The 22,354-nt window shown below is 28.1% G+C and carries 25 protein-coding genes; 23 read left to right on the top strand and 2 right to left on the bottom strand.

All coding sequences use genetic code 11. From position 1 onward, the window contains the following. Positions 1–99 precede the first annotated feature (99 nt). From L3B98_RS22675 to L3B98_RS22615, 13 genes are all read left to right on the top strand, one after another. Positions 100–1,317, top strand: coding sequence for a MerR family transcriptional regulator (locus L3B98_RS22675; protein WP_238918339.1), 1,218 nt, complete (start codon positions 100–102; stop codon positions 1,315–1,317). A 141-nt stretch (positions 1,318–1,458) separates the two neighbouring features. Further along, positions 1,459–2,712 (top strand): MFS transporter, encoded by a 1,254-nt coding sequence (locus L3B98_RS22670; protein WP_238918338.1) that lies wholly within the window; start codon positions 1,459–1,461, stop codon positions 2,710–2,712. A 144-nt stretch (positions 2,713–2,856) separates the two neighbouring features. Continuing rightward, on the top strand, positions 2,857–3,081 hold the full coding sequence (locus L3B98_RS22665; protein ID WP_015393639.1) for a hypothetical protein: 225 nt from the start codon (positions 2,857–2,859) through the stop codon (positions 3,079–3,081). Positions 3,082–3,118: 37 nt separating this feature from the next. Beyond that, entirely contained in the window at positions 3,119–3,430 is a 312-nt protein-coding gene (locus L3B98_RS22660; RefSeq protein ID WP_077364044.1) for a DUF2085 domain-containing protein, read from the top strand. A gap of 90 nt (positions 3,431–3,520) precedes the next feature. Then, positions 3,521–4,444 carry a YafY family protein gene (locus L3B98_RS22655; protein ID WP_238918337.1) on the top strand — a complete coding sequence of 308 codons (924 nt, stop codon included), beginning with the start codon at positions 3,521–3,523 and terminating at the stop codon, positions 4,442–4,444. 71 nt (positions 4,445–4,515) lie between these two features. Next, entirely contained in the window at positions 4,516–5,160 is a 645-nt protein-coding gene (locus L3B98_RS22650; RefSeq protein WP_238918336.1) for an MBL fold metallo-hydrolase, read from the top strand. 40 nt (positions 5,161–5,200) lie between these two features. Then, entirely contained in the window at positions 5,201–5,758 is a 558-nt protein-coding gene (locus L3B98_RS22645; protein ID WP_077364039.1) for a DJ-1/PfpI family protein, read from the top strand. A 138-nt stretch (positions 5,759–5,896) separates the two neighbouring features. Then, complete coding sequence (locus tag L3B98_RS22640; RefSeq protein WP_238918335.1) at positions 5,897–6,199, top strand: hypothetical protein; 303 nt, start codon at positions 5,897–5,899, stop codon at positions 6,197–6,199. A 482-nt stretch (positions 6,200–6,681) separates the two neighbouring features. Further along, positions 6,682–7,233 carry a hypothetical protein gene (locus L3B98_RS22635; RefSeq protein ID WP_238918334.1) on the top strand — a complete coding sequence of 184 codons (552 nt, stop codon included), beginning with the start codon at positions 6,682–6,684 and terminating at the stop codon, positions 7,231–7,233. Further along, positions 7,220–7,606, top strand: coding sequence for a GntR family transcriptional regulator (locus L3B98_RS22630; protein ID WP_238918333.1), 387 nt, complete (start codon positions 7,220–7,222; stop codon positions 7,604–7,606). Before L3B98_RS22635 ends, L3B98_RS22630 begins: the two co-directional genes overlap by 14 nt. Then, complete coding sequence (locus L3B98_RS22625; protein ID WP_238918332.1) at positions 7,603–8,499, top strand: ABC transporter ATP-binding protein; 897 nt, start codon at positions 7,603–7,605, stop codon at positions 8,497–8,499. Before L3B98_RS22630 ends, L3B98_RS22625 begins: the two co-directional genes overlap by 4 nt. Continuing rightward, positions 8,480–9,535 (top strand): hypothetical protein, encoded by a 1,056-nt coding sequence (locus tag L3B98_RS22620; RefSeq protein WP_238918331.1) that lies wholly within the window; start codon positions 8,480–8,482, stop codon positions 9,533–9,535. Before L3B98_RS22625 ends, L3B98_RS22620 begins: the two co-directional genes overlap by 20 nt. A gap of 360 nt (positions 9,536–9,895) precedes the next feature. Next, entirely contained in the window at positions 9,896–10,894 is a 999-nt protein-coding gene (locus tag L3B98_RS22615; protein ID WP_077364029.1) for a polysaccharide deacetylase family protein, read from the top strand. Between the two features lie 5 nt (positions 10,895–10,899). Here L3B98_RS22615 and L3B98_RS22610 read toward each other — a convergent pair whose 3' ends face one another. Next, complete coding sequence (locus L3B98_RS22610) at positions 10,900–11,220, bottom strand: hypothetical protein (protein ID WP_015393628.1); 321 nt, start codon at positions 11,218–11,220, stop codon at positions 10,900–10,902. Positions 11,221–11,297: 77 nt separating this feature from the next. Further along, on the bottom strand, positions 11,298–11,615 hold the full coding sequence (locus tag L3B98_RS22605) for a hypothetical protein (RefSeq protein WP_077364025.1): 318 nt from the start codon (positions 11,613–11,615) through the stop codon (positions 11,298–11,300). Between the two features lie 311 nt (positions 11,616–11,926). On the opposite strand from L3B98_RS22605, the gene L3B98_RS22600 reads away from it, so the two are divergent. The 10 genes from L3B98_RS22600 (at position 11,927) to L3B98_RS22555 (ending at position 22,061) form a co-directional block, all read left to right on the top strand. Then, positions 11,927–12,910 (top strand): magnesium transporter CorA family protein, encoded by a 984-nt coding sequence (locus tag L3B98_RS22600; protein WP_015393626.1) that lies wholly within the window; start codon positions 11,927–11,929, stop codon positions 12,908–12,910. A gap of 209 nt (positions 12,911–13,119) precedes the next feature. Then, positions 13,120–14,937: an LTA synthase family protein gene (locus L3B98_RS22595; protein WP_238918330.1), complete on the top strand. Its 1,818-nt coding sequence runs from the start codon at positions 13,120–13,122 to the stop codon at positions 14,935–14,937. A gap of 108 nt (positions 14,938–15,045) precedes the next feature. After that, on the top strand, positions 15,046–15,795 hold the full coding sequence (locus tag L3B98_RS22590; protein ID WP_077364021.1) for a tetratricopeptide repeat protein: 750 nt from the start codon (positions 15,046–15,048) through the stop codon (positions 15,793–15,795). Positions 15,796–16,084: 289 nt separating this feature from the next. Continuing rightward, entirely contained in the window at positions 16,085–16,441 is a 357-nt protein-coding gene (locus L3B98_RS22585; protein ID WP_077364019.1) for a hypothetical protein, read from the top strand. Between the two features lie 382 nt (positions 16,442–16,823). Continuing rightward, positions 16,824–17,987 (top strand): ABC transporter substrate-binding protein, encoded by a 1,164-nt coding sequence (locus tag L3B98_RS22580; protein WP_077364017.1) that lies wholly within the window; start codon positions 16,824–16,826, stop codon positions 17,985–17,987. 15 nt (positions 17,988–18,002) lie between these two features. Next, the gene (locus tag L3B98_RS22575) at positions 18,003–18,905 is read left to right on the top strand and encodes a branched-chain amino acid ABC transporter permease (RefSeq protein ID WP_015393621.1); all 903 of its coding nucleotides are present in this window, start codon (positions 18,003–18,005) and stop codon (positions 18,903–18,905) included. A 2-nt stretch (positions 18,906–18,907) separates the two neighbouring features. After that, entirely contained in the window at positions 18,908–19,966 is a 1,059-nt protein-coding gene (locus L3B98_RS22570) for a branched-chain amino acid ABC transporter permease (RefSeq protein ID WP_077364015.1), read from the top strand. Further along, positions 19,966–20,736, top strand: a complete 771-nt coding sequence (locus L3B98_RS22565) for an ABC transporter ATP-binding protein (protein WP_238918329.1) — start codon at positions 19,966–19,968, stop codon at positions 20,734–20,736. Before L3B98_RS22570 ends, L3B98_RS22565 begins: the two co-directional genes overlap by 1 nt. Continuing rightward, on the top strand, positions 20,729–21,439 hold the full coding sequence (locus L3B98_RS22560) for an ABC transporter ATP-binding protein (RefSeq protein ID WP_077364011.1): 711 nt from the start codon (positions 20,729–20,731) through the stop codon (positions 21,437–21,439). Before L3B98_RS22565 ends, L3B98_RS22560 begins: the two co-directional genes overlap by 8 nt. Positions 21,440–21,668: 229 nt before the next feature. Beyond that, positions 21,669–22,061: a zinc ribbon domain-containing protein gene (locus L3B98_RS22555; protein WP_238918328.1), complete on the top strand. Its 393-nt coding sequence runs from the start codon at positions 21,669–21,671 to the stop codon at positions 22,059–22,061. Positions 22,062–22,354: the final 293 nt, after the last annotated feature.

Raw genomic sequence — 22,354 nt, 5'->3', positions numbered from 1 at the left:
ACGGGCATAAAAGTATTTTATGGTAAAATAGAATAATGATGTTATATGAATTGTATTATAATATAATTTATAATTTAAAGTATAAGGGAGATCATTAATATGAAAATCGGTAGATTTGTTGAACATAATAATTTAACAATTGATACAGTGAGACATTATATGGATATGAGCCTAATAATACCAGAAAAAAAGGGAGGACAATATGATTTTGATGATAATTGTCAAAAGGATTTAGAAAATATTTTAGCCTATAAAGCAATGGGATTTTCCTTAAGTGAAATAAAAACAATATTTATGTTTAAGAGATTAGGTAAATTTACTGAATATCAAGAAAATGAATATTTTAAAGAACTTTTTATAAATAAACATAATCAATTGGAGCAGCAGTTAATTGAAATTGGAGAAATGAAGGAAAGACTAGAATCCAAACTAAAAGAACTTTCAGAAAAGAAAATGAATAATGAATCGGTTATTGGTGTGGATATTAGGGCCTTGGATATTTTAAAATGCTTAAAATGTGGAAATGATTTAGAACTGTTTGAAGGAAAGGTTTCAAAAAATCAAATTATAAACGGAAAATTGAAATGTTGCTGCGGTGAAGAATACTTAATTGAAGATGGTATTTTAACAATTACTTGTATAAACGAAAAACATACAAGTGATTTTGACAGTAATTATATAAATGATTATATAAAAGTTACTGATTCAGAATACTTGGATAATGTTTATAGAGGAATAGAATGGATTAACAAAAAAGTAGATTTTGAGAATCTCAAGAACAAAGTAATTCTAGAGTTAGGATCAGGAATTGGATTTTTCTTAAGAAATATTTATGAATGCTTGCCTGATGATTCAATATATATTGCTGTAGACAATGATATAAATAGACATAAATTTCTAAAGAACATATTAGCAGCTACTAATTGTAGAAAAAACATATTGTTTATTTGTTCTGATTTTCAGAAGCTTCCTATAAAAGAAAAATCTATTGAAGTACTTATAGATATTTCAGGAACAAGTAATTACAGTTTTGACAATGAAGAGTTTCTACTTAAATTAATTGATAAATATGTAAAGGACGAAGCAAGCATAATAGGAACTTATATTTTATTTGAAAAATTTGCTTTAAATAGTTTAATAGAAAGTAAATATCGAAAAAATTTTATGATGGATAATGTTAAAGATCAAATTTTAACGCTTAAATATAATATAATTGATGAAAGCATATCACGCCATGTTGAAAGTGGTGGCATATATGAAGATTATTTCGTAGATGGTGAAAAAGTATATTCATATATATTTATTGGACAAAGATAGGGTCAACCCTATCTTTTATTAATTTTAGAATAAAATTTATTAATTAATGAACTTGATGTTGGATCAAGCCAATGATTTAAACTAACTTTAGGGAGTTATAGACAGAATAAATTAGCCCTAAAGAAAGTGAGCGTGAATAAAATGTTATATTCATTATTATCATTTAAAAATATTATAAAGAATAAGGAAATTTCAAATATTATGCTATTTTCAGTAGCAAGCAGCATATCTTTATTAGGCACAGCCATTTATAATTTTGCTATAGGCTTATATGTATTAAGGATCACTGGTTCAGGATTGAGTTTTGCAGTAACATTATCGGTGAGCGTCTTATCAACAATACTTGTAAATCCATTTGCAGGTGTTTTGGCAGATAGACTAGATAAAAAACTTTTAGCAATAATTACTGATATGCTAAATGGCATTTTATTTATAGGTTTATATGTTGTAACTTGTAGGAGTACTTTAAATTTATCGATGATATATGTAAGTACCTTTCTCTTAAATGTATTTACTACTGTATATGGAATAAGCATTGAAGCTGTAAAAGCAAATTTAGTATCAGACGAAAAACTGATTTCAATGAATTCTATAATTAAAGTTATTGAATCAACAGCAGCGATACTTGGGCCAGCAATTGGTGGAATAGTATTTATTTCTTTAGATATAAAATTTTTTGTTTTTATCAATGGCTTATCTTTTGCATTGTCTGCAGTATTACAACTTTTTATAGATTTTAATTTTAATTGCAATGAGAGTAATAAGGTAAAAGCAGAGATTAGCTTCATTGCTGATATAGTTGAAGGAATTACTTTTCTAAAAACTGAAAAGAATATTATTAATATGTTTAAAATTTTTATTGTATTAAACTTTTGCATTGGCCTATCAATAGAAGTCCCAATGCCATATATTATTAATAATATTTTAAGACTTGATGCGAATTTTCTAGGAGTTATAAATGGTGCTTGGTCGTTAGGAATGATTTTAGGTGCTTTTTTGATCAAAGGAGTTATGAAGAAATATTCATATACAGAGATTGTTAGGTGGGCGAGTATTTTACTATCTTTTAGTATGGTAGCTATTGGTTTTTCTGTGATATTATACTATGAATTATTTAATGAAATATTTTACTTAATATACTTTATACTCATTATGATAATAGCTGGAATAGCCATATCTTTTATAGATATCCCTTTATTTTATATATTGCAGAAGGATATTCCAGAAGAATTTAGAGGTAGGGTATTATGTATAGGCATAAGTGTTGCCAAAATAGTACTTCCAATGGCGTTAATTATGTCCGGAGGATTTATAAATTCAGTTCCTGCATATTTTTTACCTATAGCAGGTGGTTTGGTACTATGTATTTTTAGTATAAGAAAAATTATGAATTGATTTTCGTTAACTGGAATAGATAATAACTTTTAAATGTAAGATGATGAGGAGTATTTATCAGAGAAAAATATGTTACGTATTGTAGTATAATATACTATATAGTATAATTATGGAAGCTGAGTTGTACAAGGAGGATATAAATTTATGAATAAAGTTAATGTTGGATGCCCAAGGTGCGGTAGCTTAAATGTTAATGTAGTAAGTGATGTTACAGAAACAACAAAAGGGTTTGGCGCAGGAAAAGGTTGCTTAGGATATATTTGTTTTGGTCCTATAGGTTTACTTTGCGGCTTAATTGGTATGGGAGAAGGCAAGACTGAAACAAATACGTATCGAGTATGTGCAAATTGTGGCGCGAGATTTAAGTAGTTTGATGGACAAAAAAACAAAAATGTGGATTTTTTTAATGAAACTTGGAGCATACAGCTGTCATCAAATTTATGAGAGAAGCTTTACTTTTAGAGGTTATCAGTTTCCTGTATGTGCAAGATGTACAGGCCTTTTGTTAGGAAATATATTAGGAGTATTTTTAAGTATTATAAAAATTAAGATTAATTTAAAAATAAGTTTGCTGCTAATATTCATAATGGCTTTTGATGGATTTTTGCAGTTGCTTAAGATAAAGAATTCAAATAATATAAGAAGATTAATAACTGGATTTTTTGCAGGAATAGGATATGTTTTTACATTAGTGAATATTGTATCCTATTTTATTTAAACATCTGCTTGTTGTAGATGTTTATTTTAATATATAGATTTTTATATGGCTGGAAAAATGAGAAGAGGAAGGCGGATTAGTATTTAAATTATGAGAGCGGAGAGATTTTTATCGATCTTAATAATTATTTCACAAAAAGGATTGGTTACAGCAAAGGAATTAGCTGAACATTTTGAAGTATCCTTGAGAACCATTTATAGAGATATAGAAAAAATATGTGAATCGGGAGTTCCTATAGGGGCAACTGGAGGTAAAGGTGGAGGTTATTATATTATGGAAAACTATAATATAGATAATCTATTTTTTAATAAAAATGAAATAGAACCGTTGCTATCAATGATCGAAAGTTTAAAGTATATATTTGGAAAAAATCAGCAGTTTAATGATATTGTTCTAAAATTTGAAACCTTATATAAAAGAGAAAAAAATGAAAATGAGAAGCTTAATATAGATATGTCTCACTTTAGTATGGAACAAGAACTAAGAGAATATTTGTTTTTGGTAAATCAGGCAATTGAATATGGAAAATTATTGACTTTTGGATATATAAATAGAAAAATGGAATACGCTCAAAGAATAGTGGAACCTATACAAATAGAATTTACAGATGGACAGTGGTATCTTATTGGCTTTTGTAGAATAAGAAAAAATTATAGAAGATTTAAGTTTGTAAGAATAAGAAATATGAAGCTTGGTGAGAATTTTGTAAAGAAAAATATATCTCAAGTTGAAATAGAAAAAATCTTTAAGGAAAGTTATAGTAATAACAGCATTCTTGTTAAGTTCATATTTTCTGAAGAAATTGGAGAACAACTAAGTGAATATTTTTCAAAAGATAAAATTAAAAAAATAGATAATAAAAAGTATATGGTAGAAGGCTTTTTTCCTAATGATGAAGGATTAAAAAGATTCGTTTTAGGCTTTGGGGTACATTGCGAAGTTTTAGCTCCAAAGAGACTGAGAAAAGAAATGCAAGAATACATAAAAAATATATATTATAAATACAATGACTGACATAAAGGTGTCAGTCATTGTATTTTATAATGGTAAAAGAATATTGGTTGAGAGAAAGAGAGTATAAAAATATGAAAATTGAAAAAGTGAAGAATAGAAGTATTTTATTTACTAAGAGTTTTGAAGAAGGATGGAATTTAAATGTTCATCTTATTATTGGGGAGAAATACAATTATATAATTGATACAGGAGTTGGTTCTTCACATCTTGAATCAATTATGGAATATATAAAAAATGATAATAAAAATATAATGGTTATTAATACTCATCACCATTGGGATCATATTTTTGGAAATAGCTTTTTTAAAGCTGGGATTATTGTAGCTCATAAATTATGTAAAGAAATGATAGAACATAATTGGGATGACATGTCAAAAAAGCATAAGGAATATATTAAGTATAATGAGGAAATGTATTTACCTAATTTATTATTTGAACAGGAACTATATTTTGAGGAAGATAAAATAAGAATCATTCACACTCCTGGACATACAGTTGATTCCATAAGTGTAGTGGATGAGTTAGATAAAGTGATAAACATAGGTGATAACCTTGGAGATTCAGTTGAAGAGCTTATTCCTAGTATATATTGTGAAAAAGACAAATATATTAATACACTTTTAAGATATAGTCAGATGGATTTTGATACTTGTATATCAGGTCATAATATTGTTATGAAAAGAGATGTTATTGATGAAATTTTAAAAGACATATGAAAAATATAGATTTAATAAAATATTGAAAGAGGTTTTTATAATGAATGTATGCTTATTGTATTATGAAGGGTTTTGTGAGTTTGAAGTTGTATTTGCAGCAAATGAATTCAGGGATTCAATGTTTTCTGCTGCTTTAGAAAATCGTATTTATATAAGTGAAGAAAAACAGAAGTTTTTGCCTGATAAGGTTATAGAGGATATAAATCCAGAAGATATTGATCTTTTTATTATACCTGGAGGAGAATCAAGTAAGCTGTATGAAGAAATAGAATTAAAAGAATTTGTTTTAAAATTAAATGAAAAAAATAAACTCATCGCTGGTATTTGCGGTGGAGCTGAGCTCATGGCTTATTATGGGTTACTCGATAATAAAAAGGCTAACGGTGATAGTGCTGGATTTAAGGTAGATGAAACAAACAAAAATATCTATGATAAAGTAAATATTGTGAGTAAGGATGTTGTTAAAGATGGAAATTGTATTACAGCAATAGGAAAAGCTTATGTAGAATTCGCAATTGAGCTAGGTAAAGTAATGAAAATATTTAAAAATGAGCAAGAGAGTATTGATGAATATAACTGGTTAAAAAATATAAGTTAGAAAACTTTCTAACTTTAATTACCAAAAGACGTTGAATGTAAATGGAAAAAATTATATAATAAAAATAATACATATATTCGCAATTAATATGAGAATCTGAGTTTTTAAAAATCATAAATATTTTAAAGGCGGTGAAAAATGATGGATAGCAGAGAACTTTTTAGTGCAAATATTTTAACAGATGATGAAATTATTAATGCAGCTATTAAAGCACTTAATGTTGATAAGAAAGAAATTTTAATAATTCGTAATCCTGATGGATGGCTAAACAAGAAAGAAGAATCTATCATTTTTGAAAGTATGGGATTGCTTGATGAAGGAGATACAGAAGAATATATTGGATGTTATTATTATAATATCTATTTCAATTCTAATGAATTTTTGGATAAGATAAAATTACTAGAAAAAGAATTTGACACAAAAGTTAAAGTAAATATATAAATAGTAAGCATCTACATAATACAATGGTAGGTGCTTTTTTTATTCTTTAAGAATTTATAATGCAGTAAAATCTGTAGATAATATATGAAAAGGGCTATTTAAGTGAGTTGTGTATAAGATAAAGAATAAAAAACAAATCATATTCGCCTGCATAAAATGTTCTTATATGCAGCATAGCTGCGATTTCTAATGTGCAGATTTTTCTCACATACGTTCGAAAAGGCAGATGCGCACCTATAAAAAGAGTGCGAAGCACAATACGGAACTTAATATTAAAAATCTCCGGCTCCATAGTCGCCTGCAATTTTTTTATGTGTAAATTTAATGAAATATTTTTAGGTTAACAAAAGAGTATCAATGAATATGATCGGATAAAAAATATAAGTTACAAAATTTCACTTGACAATATAGGGAAAAAATAACTATAATAAGTGTGTACTAGTTCACGTAGTACACATAATACAGATTGGAGGAGAATTAATATGAAAAAATCAATTTTAGCAATTGGAGCTGGAGTTTTTGTTGTAGTTACAATTTTGCTATGTATGAATAATGATGAAAAAATGTATCAAAAGAAAAAACATTTTGATACAGTAAATGATGTTTTGTCGCAATTAGAAAATAATGAAATTAGAAAAATTAGTGATACTGGTAGAAGAGAAGAAACTGATGAGTTTCTTGAATGCCTTTCAAAAAGAAAAAGATTAACTGATTCACAAATGGATTTTAAAAATTTAAAAATTAATAATGTCAAAGAATTAAATGATGAAGAAAAGAAAGCATTAATTGAAGACTATAATAAAATTCAAAAGAAATTAAACATTCCTTATAAGGCAACAAAAATGGAACCAGTAAGATTGGAAGCTGAAGAAATATTTCCATATAAAGATGAGAATGGTGAGATCTCGAAAAAGGAATGTGATATTGATTTTGTAATGGTTGATGAAGGCGAAGGAATGGTGATTGACTATTACGTTGAAGGTATAGATAAAAATTCTGATAAAAAAGAAGGAAACATGCATGCTAAAGGTTGATCCTAGGAGTAGTACTCCTATTTATGAACAAATTCAACTTGGAATTAAAGAATTAATATTAAAAGGGGCATTGCAAGGTGGAGATAAGATTCCATCGGTTAGAGAAATGGCAGCGTTACTTACAATAAACCCTAATACAATAAGCAAAGCCTATGGAGAACTTGAAAGAGCTGGAATTATTGAAACATTAAGAGGAAAAGGTACATACGTTGTAGATAATTTTAATAGAAAGGTTGATGAAAAGAAAATGCAGAATATTTCTGAGGAGCTAAAAAAAATTATCTTAGAGGCAAATTATAATGGGATGGATAAAGAATCATTCATTGAGTTAGCACTTAAAATCTTTTCAGAGCTAGGAGTGGATAATAAATGATCGAAATAAATAAATTATCCTTTGAAATAGATGAAAAAGTAATTTTAAAGGATATAAATTTGAAGATAAATAAGGGAACAATCTTTGGGATAATTGGTCCTAATGGTGTTGGGAAAACAACTTTACTTAGATGTCTAACAGGAATTTATCAGCCAACTTGTGGTTCCGTAAATTATGATGGAAGAGAAGTTTATGATAATGTTGACGTTAAAAGTGAAATAGGTTATGTAGCTGATGAAAATATAATGCAGTCAAAATTTAAAGTTAAGGAAATATTGAAGTATTACAAATATTCCTATAAGAATTTTGATGAAGCTAGATTTAATCAATTAAATAAGATTTTTAAAATACCAACAAATAAATTCATTTTTCAATTATCTAAAGGAATGAAAATGAGATTATCTATAATGCTTTCATTTTCAATTAAAGCTAAATATTTAATTTTAGATGAACCAACCTCAGGGCTAGATGCAATACTAAAAAATAAATTATTAAAACTATTTGCAGATGAAGTTATTGAAAATGGGACGACAATAGTAATAAGTTCCCATCATTTAAGTGAATTAGAAAGAATTTGTGATGAAGTAGCTATATTAGATGAAGGTGTAGTTTCTTATGAAAATTCAGTAGAAAATATGAAAAATAAAATTAAGAAAATACAAGTTGCTTTTGATAAACAGATTTCAGAAGAAGAACTTAAGTTAAAAGGAAATAATAAAATATCGAAAGTTGGAAGAGTATTTACAATTATTACAGATGAATACGATGAAGAATTAATACAAAGCTTAAAAGCATTAAAGCCTTTATTTATTGAAGAAATTGATTTGAGTTTAGAGGATATATTTATTTATAAGGTGGATAAGGAGGATAGTTATGAAGAACTATTTAAATAAGGGATTAATTTACGAGTGGTTTAATGCTGGTAAAGCAGCTATTTTGATTGGCCTTATCACTTGGGGATTTTTAGCACGTGCGCTCTTAGTATCCAATGTTGATAGGGTGAAATATGAAATTGCTAGAGCTGATTCAAGCTCATTTTATGCAGTAAACTTAGGTGATTATTTTATACTTGGAATAATCTTTTTAGCTATATATATTTTTGCTAATGGAGTTAGCAAAAGAAATAACATTATGTTTTTATGCAGTGGACCATATACTAAGAAACAAATTAAGCTTAATGAATTAATATGCTTATTTATAACATTATTACTATTTATAATAATGTATTTATATATTGTAGCAACTGTGTATATTAAATATCATGAACTCATGTATATTATAAATTATATTCCTCAGATAATATTAATAGAGGTATTAAGATTATTTCTTTTTGGTGTCTTAGGAATACTGCTAATGCTTACAATTGACTTATTGTTTTCTAATTCTATAATGGCTTACATTGGTATGATAGGTTTAGGAATAGCAACAATAGGGGGGATAGCTAAGTTATTTATGGTGATATCATATTTTGGTCAGTTTGAAAGAACTATAAATAATTTTATATTTAGAAAGATAGATAAGGATGGTGTAAGACATTATAATTTGTTATTTGGACAAGGAAATTTTGATAATGAACAATTCGGTCTTATATTAAAAGGAAGTATAGTAATGCTTATTATTATAGGAATCACCTTCTTTGCATTTAACTTTTTTGAAAAAAGATCAAAACTAGAAACATCTGGAAAGATATTTTCTAGCAAAGTAAACGAAACTATTATTAGTATATATTTATCAGTAGGGGCAGCTTCAGTTTTAAACATTATATTTACAGAAGATAGGGTTTCTAGAATTATATACAAATCTGGTGAATATGCACCATTAATAGCTTCGGATTTAATTAAGGTTTTATCTATTGATATAGTAAGTATAGCTGTAATTAGTTTTATTTTATTTAAAATACTTAAAAAAATAATAAAGATTGTAGGGTAAAGTGTAATAAAAGATGTAATTGCTTTAGGGGATGGTTATGCAATGGCTATAATTTTAATATTAAAGATAATTTTAATATTTATAATTAATTTTTTGTTTATATAAAATTAGATAATTTAAAGGAAGGAAAATATTTTATATTGGGGAAAAATTAATATTAGAGTTTAAAAATAATATAAAGGAAGAATCTTTACTTAAATTAAGGATTCTTCTTTTTTAGAGTATTTATTACTAAAGTATATCGTAATTTTACTATGGAAGTGATAAAATTAGTATAAATAATACAAGTTTTTCAAATTTAATAAAGTACTAGCACTTTGTTAAATATTAACATACATTATAGTGTTAGGAGGGATAAAATTGATTAAGAGAAATTTGATCATAACTATGTCATTATCATTAATGCTATTATCAGGCTGCCAAATGTCCAATGGAAATTCAGAAAAAAATGAGGCAGATAAAAAAATAGTTTCATCTGAAGACAAGCAAGAAGCAAAATCAGATGATGATATAGAAGCGAACTCTGGTAAAGAAAAGAAAGTTGAAGCAGGGAATGTTAATGGCGCTGATAAATCAGATAATAAAAAACTAGCAGAATCACAAAATTCTGAAGCTTTATCTGAAGAAAAATCAATAACTCCTAAAATTGTAGCAGATACATCAAGCTTAAGTACTAAGGCAATACCTTGGTCTTGGCTTTATTCTCCAAGAGATAACGCTAGTCTTTTAGAAAAATATAAAGGTTATGCCTTTGGAGATACTTCTAAAAAAATAATCTATTTAACCTTTGATGAAGGATATGAAAATGGTTATACTTCAAGAATTCTAGATGTTTTAAAAACAAATAATGTCCATGCAACCTTCTTTGTGACCAAGCCATATGTTACTGGAAGCTTTAATGGAGTTCAAGATTCAGTTTTGATAAAAAGGATGATTAATGAAGGGCATATAATAGGTAATCATTCAGTGCAGCATAAATCGATGCCTTCCTTTAAATCAGAAAGTGCTTTTAATGCTGAATTAACAGGAGTAGAACAAGCTGTTAATAGTATACCTGGATGTAAAATGTCTAAATATTTTAGACCTCCAGAAGGTACTTTTAGTGAATTGTCACTATACTATACTCAGAAACTAGGTTATAAATCCATATTTTTCGCCTTTGCTTATCAAGACTACGATGTAGATAATCAGCCAAGTCCTGAGTCAGCTAAGGCAACAATATTAAAAAATACTCGAAATGGGATGATCTGCCTACTTCATGCAGTGTCTAAAACTAATACAGAGATTTTAGATAGTTTGATTAAAGAGTGGAAGAGTAGAGGATACGAATTTAAATCTTTAAATGAACTCCCTAATTAATTATATTAGTCAGAAATTTCAAGTTCACCTTCTCCTATTAGCACAAGTTTATAGCCTGGTTGTAGAGGAATTAAATTAAATTTAGGAGATTGTGGCTTTAAACGCACACCTTGAAGTGGAGTAGCTTTGCTATCAAAAATAAGTATGTAAATTCGTTCACTGAAGGAATTATTTTGTATAGTGTAGATTGTATCTGGGGATAGATTTAAATCACCAGCTTTATAAAAACCTTTTTTTAGAGTTTGTGAACTAGCCATTGTAGGCGAGCTAAGTAAAATAGAGGAAAGAGTAAAAAAGCAAATGAATAATGAAACTTTCTTTAGCATATATAACTCCTTTCAATAAATAGACTTTATAATAAGAAATATATATAAATCAAAACTAAAAATATATTATTATATACCTAATCAATAGTGACTTCTCCATTAGTAACAATCAACATTTGATAACCTGTATCTAATGGTGTCAGAGTATATTTTTCAGATTGAGGATTTAATTGCATCAGCTGTTGAGCAATTTGGTTTGAGTCAAAAATCATAAAAAAAACATATTCACTTGGGGAATTGTTTTGTATAGTATGAAGTTTATTAGTCGGTAAATTTAAGTCACTAGCTTTATATAAACCTTCCTTTAGATTAATTACTTGTGCAAAGGATGGAGTTATAAACAGATTATTTAACAATAAGAAAAAAAATAAGAAAATGATAATATATTTTTTCATAAGCTAAAAACCTACCTTTCCTGCTTAGATTATGCAAAATAGAAAGAGGATATACTGAGTTTTAGTTTAAATTAAAAAGTTATTGGTAATTTAACAAAGTTTTACTTGCATATTATTATGAAAATTATTATAATTTACGAGTCGAGTAAAACTTTTCATAAAATAAATTGAATTTTATAAGGTGGTGAATTTGAGTGGATGACTATTCGGCCCAGGAGTATTATGAACAACTGAATATAAGAAAGGGAGGATTAGTTTATGCTGCTCATTTTATATAAACGTATCCTCCCCAAAGATGGAGGAGGATTATCATGTTTACATTACCATTTAAGAATGATAAAAAACAACCAATTATACTAAGAAAGTTGGGCACAGAAGTGCGAATAATTGAGTATAATGGTCTAAAATGGATTGATATTATAAGGCCAACTAATAAAGAAATCAAAATGCTTGAGGATATGTATGATTTCCATGAACTTCTATTAGAAGACTGTATGACAGAACATCAAAGATCTAAGGTTGATTCCTATGAGGATTATAGTTTTATAGTTCTTCATCTTCCAAGATATAGAAAGGAACTCGTTAGGCTTGATTCAGAAGAAATAGATATATTTATAGGACAGAATTATTTAGTTACTTTGCATGAAGGCGAATTAAAACCTTTGGTTCAATTGGCAAAAAAATGTGAGTGCAATGAGAATGCAAGAAAAGAGTATATGGAAGAAGGTTCAGCATTATTACTATATGAAATAATTAAAGCTTTATTTGATTATTGTTTCCCTATGCTTGATAAGATTGGAAATATGGTTAACGAAATTAATAGGGAAGTATTTGCTACTCGTTCTAAGGCGATGCTTGAGTTAATTTCAAGAACAAAAATGCAGATAATAAATTATAGAAGTGTTATTAAGCCATTAAGACCTGTTATATTAACTTTAGAAAAAGTAATTACTAAATATCTTCCTAGAGATATGGATATATATTTCGATGATATTACAGATAGAATCGAAAAAATATGGGATATGCTTGAAAATTATAAAGAAGTAATTGAGTCTGCTGATAATACCTTTGCAACGCTTACTAATCATACTATGAATGGTCTTATGCGTACCTTCACTATTATTCAAGTAGCTATATTACCTATGACACTTGTAAGTGGTCTTTTCTCTATGAATGTTCAAGGAATTCCAATGCATGATTATGAGTTTGCTTTTTGGATAGTATTTGGAATGATATTTATTCCAACAATGGTTATAGCTGCAGTGTTACTTATTAAGAGAGATAAGTGGTTTTGAGTTGTTAATGGTATAAGATTGAGTATTTGTCATAAAATTCGTTATCGAATGAATTTTATGACATTTTTATATGTGAAAAGTTATTATTGCTATGTTTTTGAAAAGAATATTGGAAAAAAATTAAATAATAATTAAAAATCTCTTGGTTAAAATTAAAGTTTGAGTTACAATATATTAGGATTAAAGACAGAATAGTGGAGAGTAGAAAAATGAAACAAAGGTTAAAAAGTATATTTATAAACAATTGGCTATTTTTATTTATGGTGGTTGTGCTTCAGTATAAATCCATCATATTATTATCTATGCTTAGAACGCAAGATTCATCAAGCATTAATTTAGGGGATATTTATTTTGGAACGCCTGTAAAATGGGCGCATATAGCAATAATTGTTCTTATTTGTAGTCCTATACTTCTATTTAAAGAAAAAGGAAGATTAAGAACTGCTGCTATAATTGATTTATTGGTGACTATTCTATTTGTGGCAGATATTTGGTATTATCGTGCAAATGGAACTTTTTTATCTGTTAGATATATGACGCATAGCGAGATATTTAATCCAATAGGTAAAAACTTATTAAATTTTAGATTAGTAGATTTATCATTCATTATTGATTTTGTTATATTATTTTTGATATGCAAATTTGCTAAAATAAAAGCTAGCGACAGAAATTCCAAATTACAATTTAGAATAATTAAAGGTTTTTCAGTATTTTTAATAAGTGCTGTTGTAGTTGGATTAGGTCATTATTTCATTGATATTAAAAGAATAGATCCATCAAGAAATTTATTTAGTCAGTCTTGGGCACCATTTCAAACTTTTAGTGATATGAGCCCTTTAGGATATCATGGTTTTGACATTAATTTTTATCAAGATAAAAATAAGAAACTTTCGAACGAAGATGAGGATAAAATTAAAAATTGGATGGAAAATAATAAAGAGAATCTTCCTGATAATCAATATAAAGGTATCTTCAAAGGAAAGAATTTAATTGCAATTCAAGTAGAATCCATGGAAAACTTTGTTATAAATCAAAAAGTTTATGGACAAGAAATAACACCTAATTTAAATAAACTTTTAGGAAGTAGTATTTATTTTAATAATATTTATGAACAAAATAATTCAGGCACAAGTTCAGATTGTGATTTGTTGGTTAATTCATCAATATTTCCAATTAGAGAAGGGAAAACAGTTTTCTCTTATCCTTGGACTACTTTTAATTCATTACAAAAAAATTTAGAGAATGAAGGCTATAAGACAATTTCAACTCATGCAGAAGTGCCAGGAAATTGGAATTGGGCTGAATTACATAAATCTTTTAAGGCTGATGAAATATGGGATATTGGACAATATAATGTTGATGAGAAAATAGGATTGGGATTATCAGATGAATCATATTTGAGACAAATATCTCAAAAATTGAAAAATCAAAAAGAACCATTCTATGCTTTTATGACTACATTAACAAGTCATGGGCCATTTGAAATGCCTGATAATAAGAAATATTTAAATTTGCCAAAAGAACTTGATGAAAATATGTTGGGTGCTTATTTTCAAAGTGTAAGATATACAGATGAAGCTATTGGAAAATTTATAGCTGAATTAGATAAAAATAATCAGCTAGATAATACGGTTATTATGATTTATGGAGATCATTGTGGAGTTCATAAATTTTATGAAGATGATATAAAAAATTCTCCGTTAGAAGGGGATTGGTGGAAAGATAATCATAAAAAAATTCCATATATAATTTATTCAAAAGGATCTCAGCCAGAAGTGATTTCTAAAGCTGGTGGGCAATCTGATTTCTTGCCAACAATATTATATATGCTTGGATATGATAGAAAAGCGTTTGAAGATAGTTCTATGGGAAGAGTATTAGTAAATACAGAAAGAGATGCAACAATTTTAAATGATGGGCAGATAATGGGAATTCCAAAAGATGAAAAAGAACTTAATCATTTAAAAGAGACCTTTGATATAGCTGATACTATAATTGAAAAAAATTATTTTAAAAATAAATATTAATTGATAAAATATAGTAAGGATAAATTGTAATAATAAAAGTTATAAAGTTAATTATATAAAATAATATTAAGGATAAATAACAAATTATAAAAAAGTGAGGATATTATAATGGAAGAAAATAAAAATATACAAGATAAAATAAACTTATTTTTAGAGGAAAACAGAATAAATGTAAAGGGTGGAACAATAAAAGATGAAAAGCAATTATCTTTGGTGTTAAATAACCTTGCAATGAGTGATTATGAAAAAGGAAAACTTGAAAAAGCTTTGTATTTTACAGAAAGTGCAGTTGAATTTTATGAAGAAAATTATTATAGTTACTATATTAAAGGATTAGTATTAAGAAAATTAGCTAAAACTAAAGAAGCAATAGATGCTTTTGAAAAGTATTGCGATAATTCTGATGATTCTGATGACTCGTTAGCGCATATTTATTTAGGTCTTTCCTATGCAGAATTAGATGATGCGGAAAATGCTTTGATGCATTTAAGGACTGGTGAAAAAAATATTAGTGATGAAGAAAAAGAAAAGAATTTATTGTTGATTTGTGCTGTATATGAATGCATAGGAAATATATATTTAAAGAGAGAAAATATAGTTGAGTTCACAGAGCATGATAAGTACAGCATGAATTATAAGTCAGCAGTAAGATATTATAAAATGTCACTTAAAATTAATAGACTTAATAGCGAATTGATTAATAGGCTTGCAGCTTGCTATTATCATTTAGAAGATTTAAATAAAGTTTTATATTGCTATGAACAAGCAGCAAAAATTGCACCAGACAATGCAATGTTTAAGGATGCAATAAAAGAGTTGAAAGAATCTGGAGTAAAGGCAGAATCAGCAGGATTTTAATTTTCAAAATAGTTTATTTGGTGAACATATTTGTTTTGTAAATGAATTTTTTAAGACATAAAGATTTCCAAAGGAAATCAACATTCATTGACACTTTATTATTTCAGTGATCATTGAGAATTAACCATTGTATATATAATTATCTTTTTGTTATTAGTAATACCAAAAATTAATAAGTAGCATAGTATATAATTGAGGATATATTATTTGGTAACTCCTATTTATATAAAGCTATGTGTTTACAAAAAAAGTAATATATAATTTTTGTGATTACGAAGGAGATAATAGAATGGATAGCAAATATGATAAAAATGAATTTGATTGTTTTAAAAATGAATATGAATTTATGGAAGAAATAGATAGTAGTTATGATGAAATGGACTATGGCCTTGATGAACTAAAATGTGATTGTGAAGAAATGGATAATAGTTACGAGGATAAGAATTCCGAGTATGATCAAAAGAACAATTATGATCAGAAGAACAATTGCATTACTGAGGTTTTAGAGAAGGTTTATAAGGAAGGCTTTGAAAAAGGATTTAAAAAAGGATGCAAAGTTGGTAAAAAAATAGGAATAAAGCAATTCATACAATTTTTAAAAAAGAATAGATGTTGCATAAAATGTCATAAACGTTGCAGTAAATAAACTAATGAATATTGTATTGATGTAAAAGATTTTAAAGGAGAAGTGAGAAATACTTCTCCTTTTTGTTAGGTTTTTTGAATTTTAAGTAAATGCTACTTATATATGCATATACCGTGCTATTTCTCATCAAAATTTAAATAAATTTCAGTGACAAAAGTTGACATAACAGATTATATGATATAGTATAAATTATGTGTATTATCTGTTAAAAATTAAAAGATAATTTTGATAAATTATTAATATTTATATAGTATTTTTATTCTATATACAATTTTAAAGATAATATCAGATTCATAAAAATATTATAACCTTAAATATATTTTAAGAATGATGTTTTTGTGACCACTAGAAGTTAATTTACATAAGGGGGGGCTATTATTTTATGAAAAGGAAAATTTCTTTGCTTTTGGTGCTAGCAATGACAGCTTCGTTTAGTTTAGCTGGGTGTAGTTCAAAATCTGATACAAAAGCAAATGTGGACAGCGACGTAATTAAAATCGGAGTGTTCGAACCAATGACAGGTGCTAATGCAGCTGGAGGAGAATTGGAGGTAGAAGGAGCAAAGCTTGCTAATAAACTATATCCAACTGTACTTGGGAAAAAAGTAGAGTTGGTTTTTGCTGATAACAAGTCAGACAAGGTAGAAGCAGCAAGTGCAGCAGCAAATCTTATTGAGCAGGAACATGTTAACGCTATTATTGGAAGTTGGGGAAGCGGTAATTCAATGGCAGCGGGAGATATAGTGCAGGAAGCTAAGGTTCCTGCAGTTGGAGCATCCTGTACAAATCCATTAGTAACTGCAGGTAATGATTATTACTTTAGAGTTTGCTTTATAGATCCTTTTCAAGGGACTGTTATGGCAAAATATGCAGCAAATAATTTAAAAGCTAAAAAAGTGGCACTTCTTCAAGAGGTTTCAAGTGATTATTCAGTTGGTATTTGTAAATTTTTTACTGATGAATTTAAGAAATTAACTGGTGATGAAAATGCAGTTGTAGCTAAAGCAAATTATAATACTGGTGATCAGGATTTTACAGCTCAGCTTACAAATATAAAAAGCAGTAATCCAGATGTTATATTTGCGCCAGGGAACTTTACTGAAGGTGCAATGATAATAAAACAAGCGAGACAACTTGGTATTAAAACACCTATAATTGGTGGTGATACATGGGAAACACCAGAATTCTTAGATATAGGTAAAGAGGATGTCGAAGGTACAGTATTTTCAACTTTCTTTGCTAGTGAGACACCTATTACTACTGAATCTAAGACATTTTTAGATGCATATAGAAAAGAATATAATAAAGAACCAGCAGCAGTAACTGCACTATCATATGATGCTTATTTGGTAATTTTAGATGCAATTAAGAGAGCAAATTCAACTGATCCAGTGAAAATTAGAGATGAAATTGCAAAAACTAAGAATTTCCCTGGAGCAGCTGGAGTTATAACGATAGATGAAAATAATAATGCAGTAAAAGATGCGGTTTTAAAGGTTGTTAAAGATGGTAAGTTTACATATCTAGACACAATAAAACCAGAATAAAATAGGGGTGAAAATATGACATTAATGGATTTTACAACATTCATGCAAAACTTGGCAAATGGGATTTCACTGGGAAGCTTATATGCCTTAATAGCTATTGGTTATACAATGGTTTATGGAATACTAAAGCTTATAAACTTTGCTCATGGAGATATATTTATGATGGGGGCATACTTCGCATTCTTTGGAATAGCAACGTTTGGACTACCTTGGTACTTTGCTTTTATAATAGCTATTGTAATTACAGCAGTACTTGGAATGGGAATTGAGTTTGCAGCGTACAGACCACTTAGAAATGCACCTAAGATTTCAGTTTTGATTTCTGCAATTGGTGTGTCTTTCTTACTTGAAAATTTAGCGGTTGTTTTATTTGGGGGAAGACCTAAGGCATTCCCTGATATAAAATTATTTACTAACGTTATGGTTATAGGTGGGGTTTCGATTCAAAATCTTACTTTTATCATTCCAATAGTTACTATAATTTTATTATTCATTTTATTACATCTTGTTAATAATACAAATGTTGGTATGGCTATGAGAGCTGCATCTAAGGATGTAGAAACTGCAAGACTTATGGGTATAAACGTGAATAGAATAATATCTTTTACTTTTGCAATAGGTTCAGGACTTGCAGCTGTAGGATCAATGATGTGGTGTGTGAAATATCCCCAGATAGTTGCTCTTATGGGGATGATGCCAGGATTAAAATGCTTTATAGCTGCTGTAATAGGTGGTATTGGAGATATTAAAGGTGCAGTTATTGGTGGATTTATTCTTGGACTAACAGAAATCATGTTAGTTGGATTCTTTCCAGCATTAACTGGATATAGAGATGCATTAGCTTTCGTTTTATTAATTATAATATTATTATTTAAGCCTACTGGAATTATGGGCAAAAATCTAACAGAGAAGGTGTAAAAATGAACAATAAAAATAAATTTTTAAATATAGCTCTTATTGCAATTGTATTTTTACTCTTGTTTGTTGCAAATAATGGCTTAGACTCATATAAAATTAGAATTTTGAATTTATGTGCTATATATACAGTGCTTGGACTTAGTTTGAATTTAATAAATGGATTTACAGGACTTTTTTCATTAGGACATGCTGGGTTTATTGCAATAGGTGCATATACAACTGCATTATTAACTATGTCTGAAAAAGTAAAAAATCAAAATTTCTTTATGGAACCATTAATGGCACCATTTAATCATATTTCAGTGCCATTTATAATAGCGTTAATTATAGCAGGACTTTTATCAGCCCTAATAGCAATCTTAATTGGTGCTCCAGCTTTAAGACTTAAAGGAGATTACCTAGCTATTGTTACTTTAGGGTTTGCAGAAATTATTAGAATAGTAATTACTAATGCACAAAGCTTAACTAATGGTGCTTTAGGTCTTAGAGGTATTCCTCACATGACAAATTTATACTGGAGTTTTGGAATTACTATTGCAACCATAATAATTTTATTGTCACTTATAAATAGTTCCTATGGTAGAGCTTTAAAGGCAATTAGAGAAGATGAAATAGCTGCTGAAAGCATGGGAATAAGTTTATTTAAACATAAGGTTATTGGATTTGCTGTTGGAGCGTTTTTTGCAGGAGTAGGCGGAGGTTTACTTGGTAACTTAATGGGAACAATAGATCCTAATATGTTCAAATTCAGTCTTACTTTTAATATACTTCTTATTATAGTAATTGGTGGTATGGGAAGTGTTACTGGTACAGTAATTTCAGCCTTCATTGTAACAATTCTTGGAGAAGTCTTAAGATTTTTGGACATGGAAAAAGTGTTTGATTTAGGAATTTTCAGTTTTACAGGTATACCAGGTTTAAGAATGGTTATATTCTCGATATTACTTATGGTAATAGTATTGTTCTTTAGACATGGAATTATGGGAACAAAAGAATTTTCATGGAAATCAATATTTAAATATACAAACAATAAACCTCTAGAAGAAGGGGGAGATAAATAATGGCATTATTAAATGTTCAAAATGCAACAATGCAGTTTGGAGGACTTACAGCTGTAAGTGATTTTAATCTTCAAATTAATGAAGGTGAAATAATTTCATTAATTGGACCAAATGGGGCTGGAAAGACTACAGCTTTTAATATGATTACTAATGTTTATACTCCTACAAAAGGACAAATTACTTTTAATGGTACTAATATTACAGGGATGAGACAAGATAAAATAACTCAAACTGGTATAGCAAGAACCTTTCAAAATATAAGATTATTTAAAGATTTAAGTGTGCTTGACAATGTATTAATTGCTAATCACGTACATATAAAATCAAATTGTTTTGAAGCTATGTTAAAACTTCCTAAATACAGAAAAGAAGAAAAGGAAATGGTTAAAAAATCTCTAGACCTTTTGAGAGAATTAGGTCTTGAAGACTTAAAAGATGAAAAAGCTAGTTCGCTTCCATATGGTAAGCAAAGAAAGCTTGAAATAGCTCGAGCACTTGCAACTAATCCTAAACTTCTTTTGCTTGATGAACCAGCAGCAGGAATGAATCCTACAGAAACAGATGAGCTTACTGCTTTTATTAAAGAAATAAAAGATAAGTTCAAGTTATCAATATTTATGATTGAACATCATATGAGTATGGTTATGAGTTTATCTGATAGAATACAAGTTTTTGAATATGGTATTACTATAGCTGAAGGTACACCTTCTGAAATACAAAACAATAAGAAGGTTATAGACGCATATTTGGGGGTATCTGAAGATGATTAAAATTGATAATTTAGTAGTTGCTTATGGAGGAATAGAAGCCTTAAAAGGCATAAGCATGGAAGTACCTAGTGGTAAAATTGTTACTTTGGTTGGAGCAAATGGAGCTGGGAAAAGTACTACCTTGAAATCCATAGTAGGTCTTGTTAAACCTAAAAGTGGAAGTATAGATTATGAAGGAACTGATTTAACTAAGCTTAATACTGAATTAATGGTTAAAAAAGGAATTGCTTTAGTACCAGAAGGTAGAAGGGTTTTTTCTGACCTTACAGTTTTAGAAAATTTAAAAATAGGTGCATACTCAAGAAATGATGCTAAAGGTATCGCAGAAGATTTAGAAAAAGTATATTCATTATTTCCTAGACTTAAGGAAAGAACTTGGCAATTAGCTGGGACACTTTCAGGTGGAGAACAGCAGATGTTAGCTATAGGTAGAGCTTTAATGTCAAGACCTAAGCTTATAATGATGGATGAACCTTCTTTAGGTCTAGCGCCTATAATAGTTAAAGAATTATTTGGAATAATTAAAAAGATTAATGAAGAAGGTATGACAGTTCTTTTGATAGAACAAAATGCTAATGCGGCTCTTAAAATAGCTGATGTAGGTTATATTATGGAGACTGGAAGAATTACATTAAGTGGTTCAGGACAAGAATTACTTGCAAATGATGAAATTAAAAAGGCTTATCTTGGTGAAGCCTTATAAATTAATAAAATCAAATTTTATTTTGTAGAGAAACAAGTTAGTAGACATACCAATGTCATTAAGTTAAGATGACATTGGTAGAAATACTGGCTTGTTTTTTCTTTAATACTCTTATTTAACAACAACATATTGAGAACATAGTAAACAATAGAAGTATTTCTATGTTATAATATTGTCATGGCAATAATGCTTTAGAAGTCAACAAAAAAATATTAAAGGAAATGAGTGTATGTTTTTTATAGGAATATTTGGAATAGAAAGTAAAGAAAAGGAAATTACTATTATAGATAATATCAATTGTAATAGATGTAAATCAACAGTCAAAGGTCACTTAATAAAAAGCTATGATTTTTTTCATTTCTTCTTTATACCTATTTTTAAGTGGAATGAAAAATATTATTTAGTATGTGAAAATTGTAACGAAGTATATGGTATTAAAAAAGAAAAAGGTAAAGCAATTGAGCGTGGTGAGAATATAAACATAACATATTGGGATTTATATGATTTGGATCAAAAGCAATATGGTTCTAATGTATATGGAAAGACTATATGTAGAAATTGTAAAAATGAAGTAGATGGTAATTTTAAATTTTGCCCTTACTGTGGTACGAAGATTGATTAAAATTTATTGAAATAGTATCATTGTATTCTTTTTATGGGCTTTTGTATTGTAACATATGATACGTATTGCTATTTTGTTATGTAATATAATTATAATGCATAAGTTCTGATAAAAGTTCTACATTAATTAAATAGAAATCCTGGAGCAAAAGTAAGTGTCCAAAAAGTGAATGTCCAAATTTTATATTTGGAAACATGAAGTTTCTCCTCTGGAGCTTTTATATTTGGTTATACGAACTTTCTCCTTAGAGCTTTTATATTTGGAAACATGAACTTTCACCTGTGGATGTTTAA

The sequence above is a fragment of the Clostridium sp. YIM B02555 genome (genome assembly GCF_022320955.1).
In the GTDB taxonomy this organism is placed as follows: domain Bacteria; phylum Bacillota; class Clostridia; order Clostridiales; family Clostridiaceae; genus Clostridium; species Clostridium saccharoperbutylacetonicum.
The sequence above is the reverse complement of the archived record's forward strand: the minus strand, read 5'-3'. Positions and strand labels throughout refer to the sequence as shown.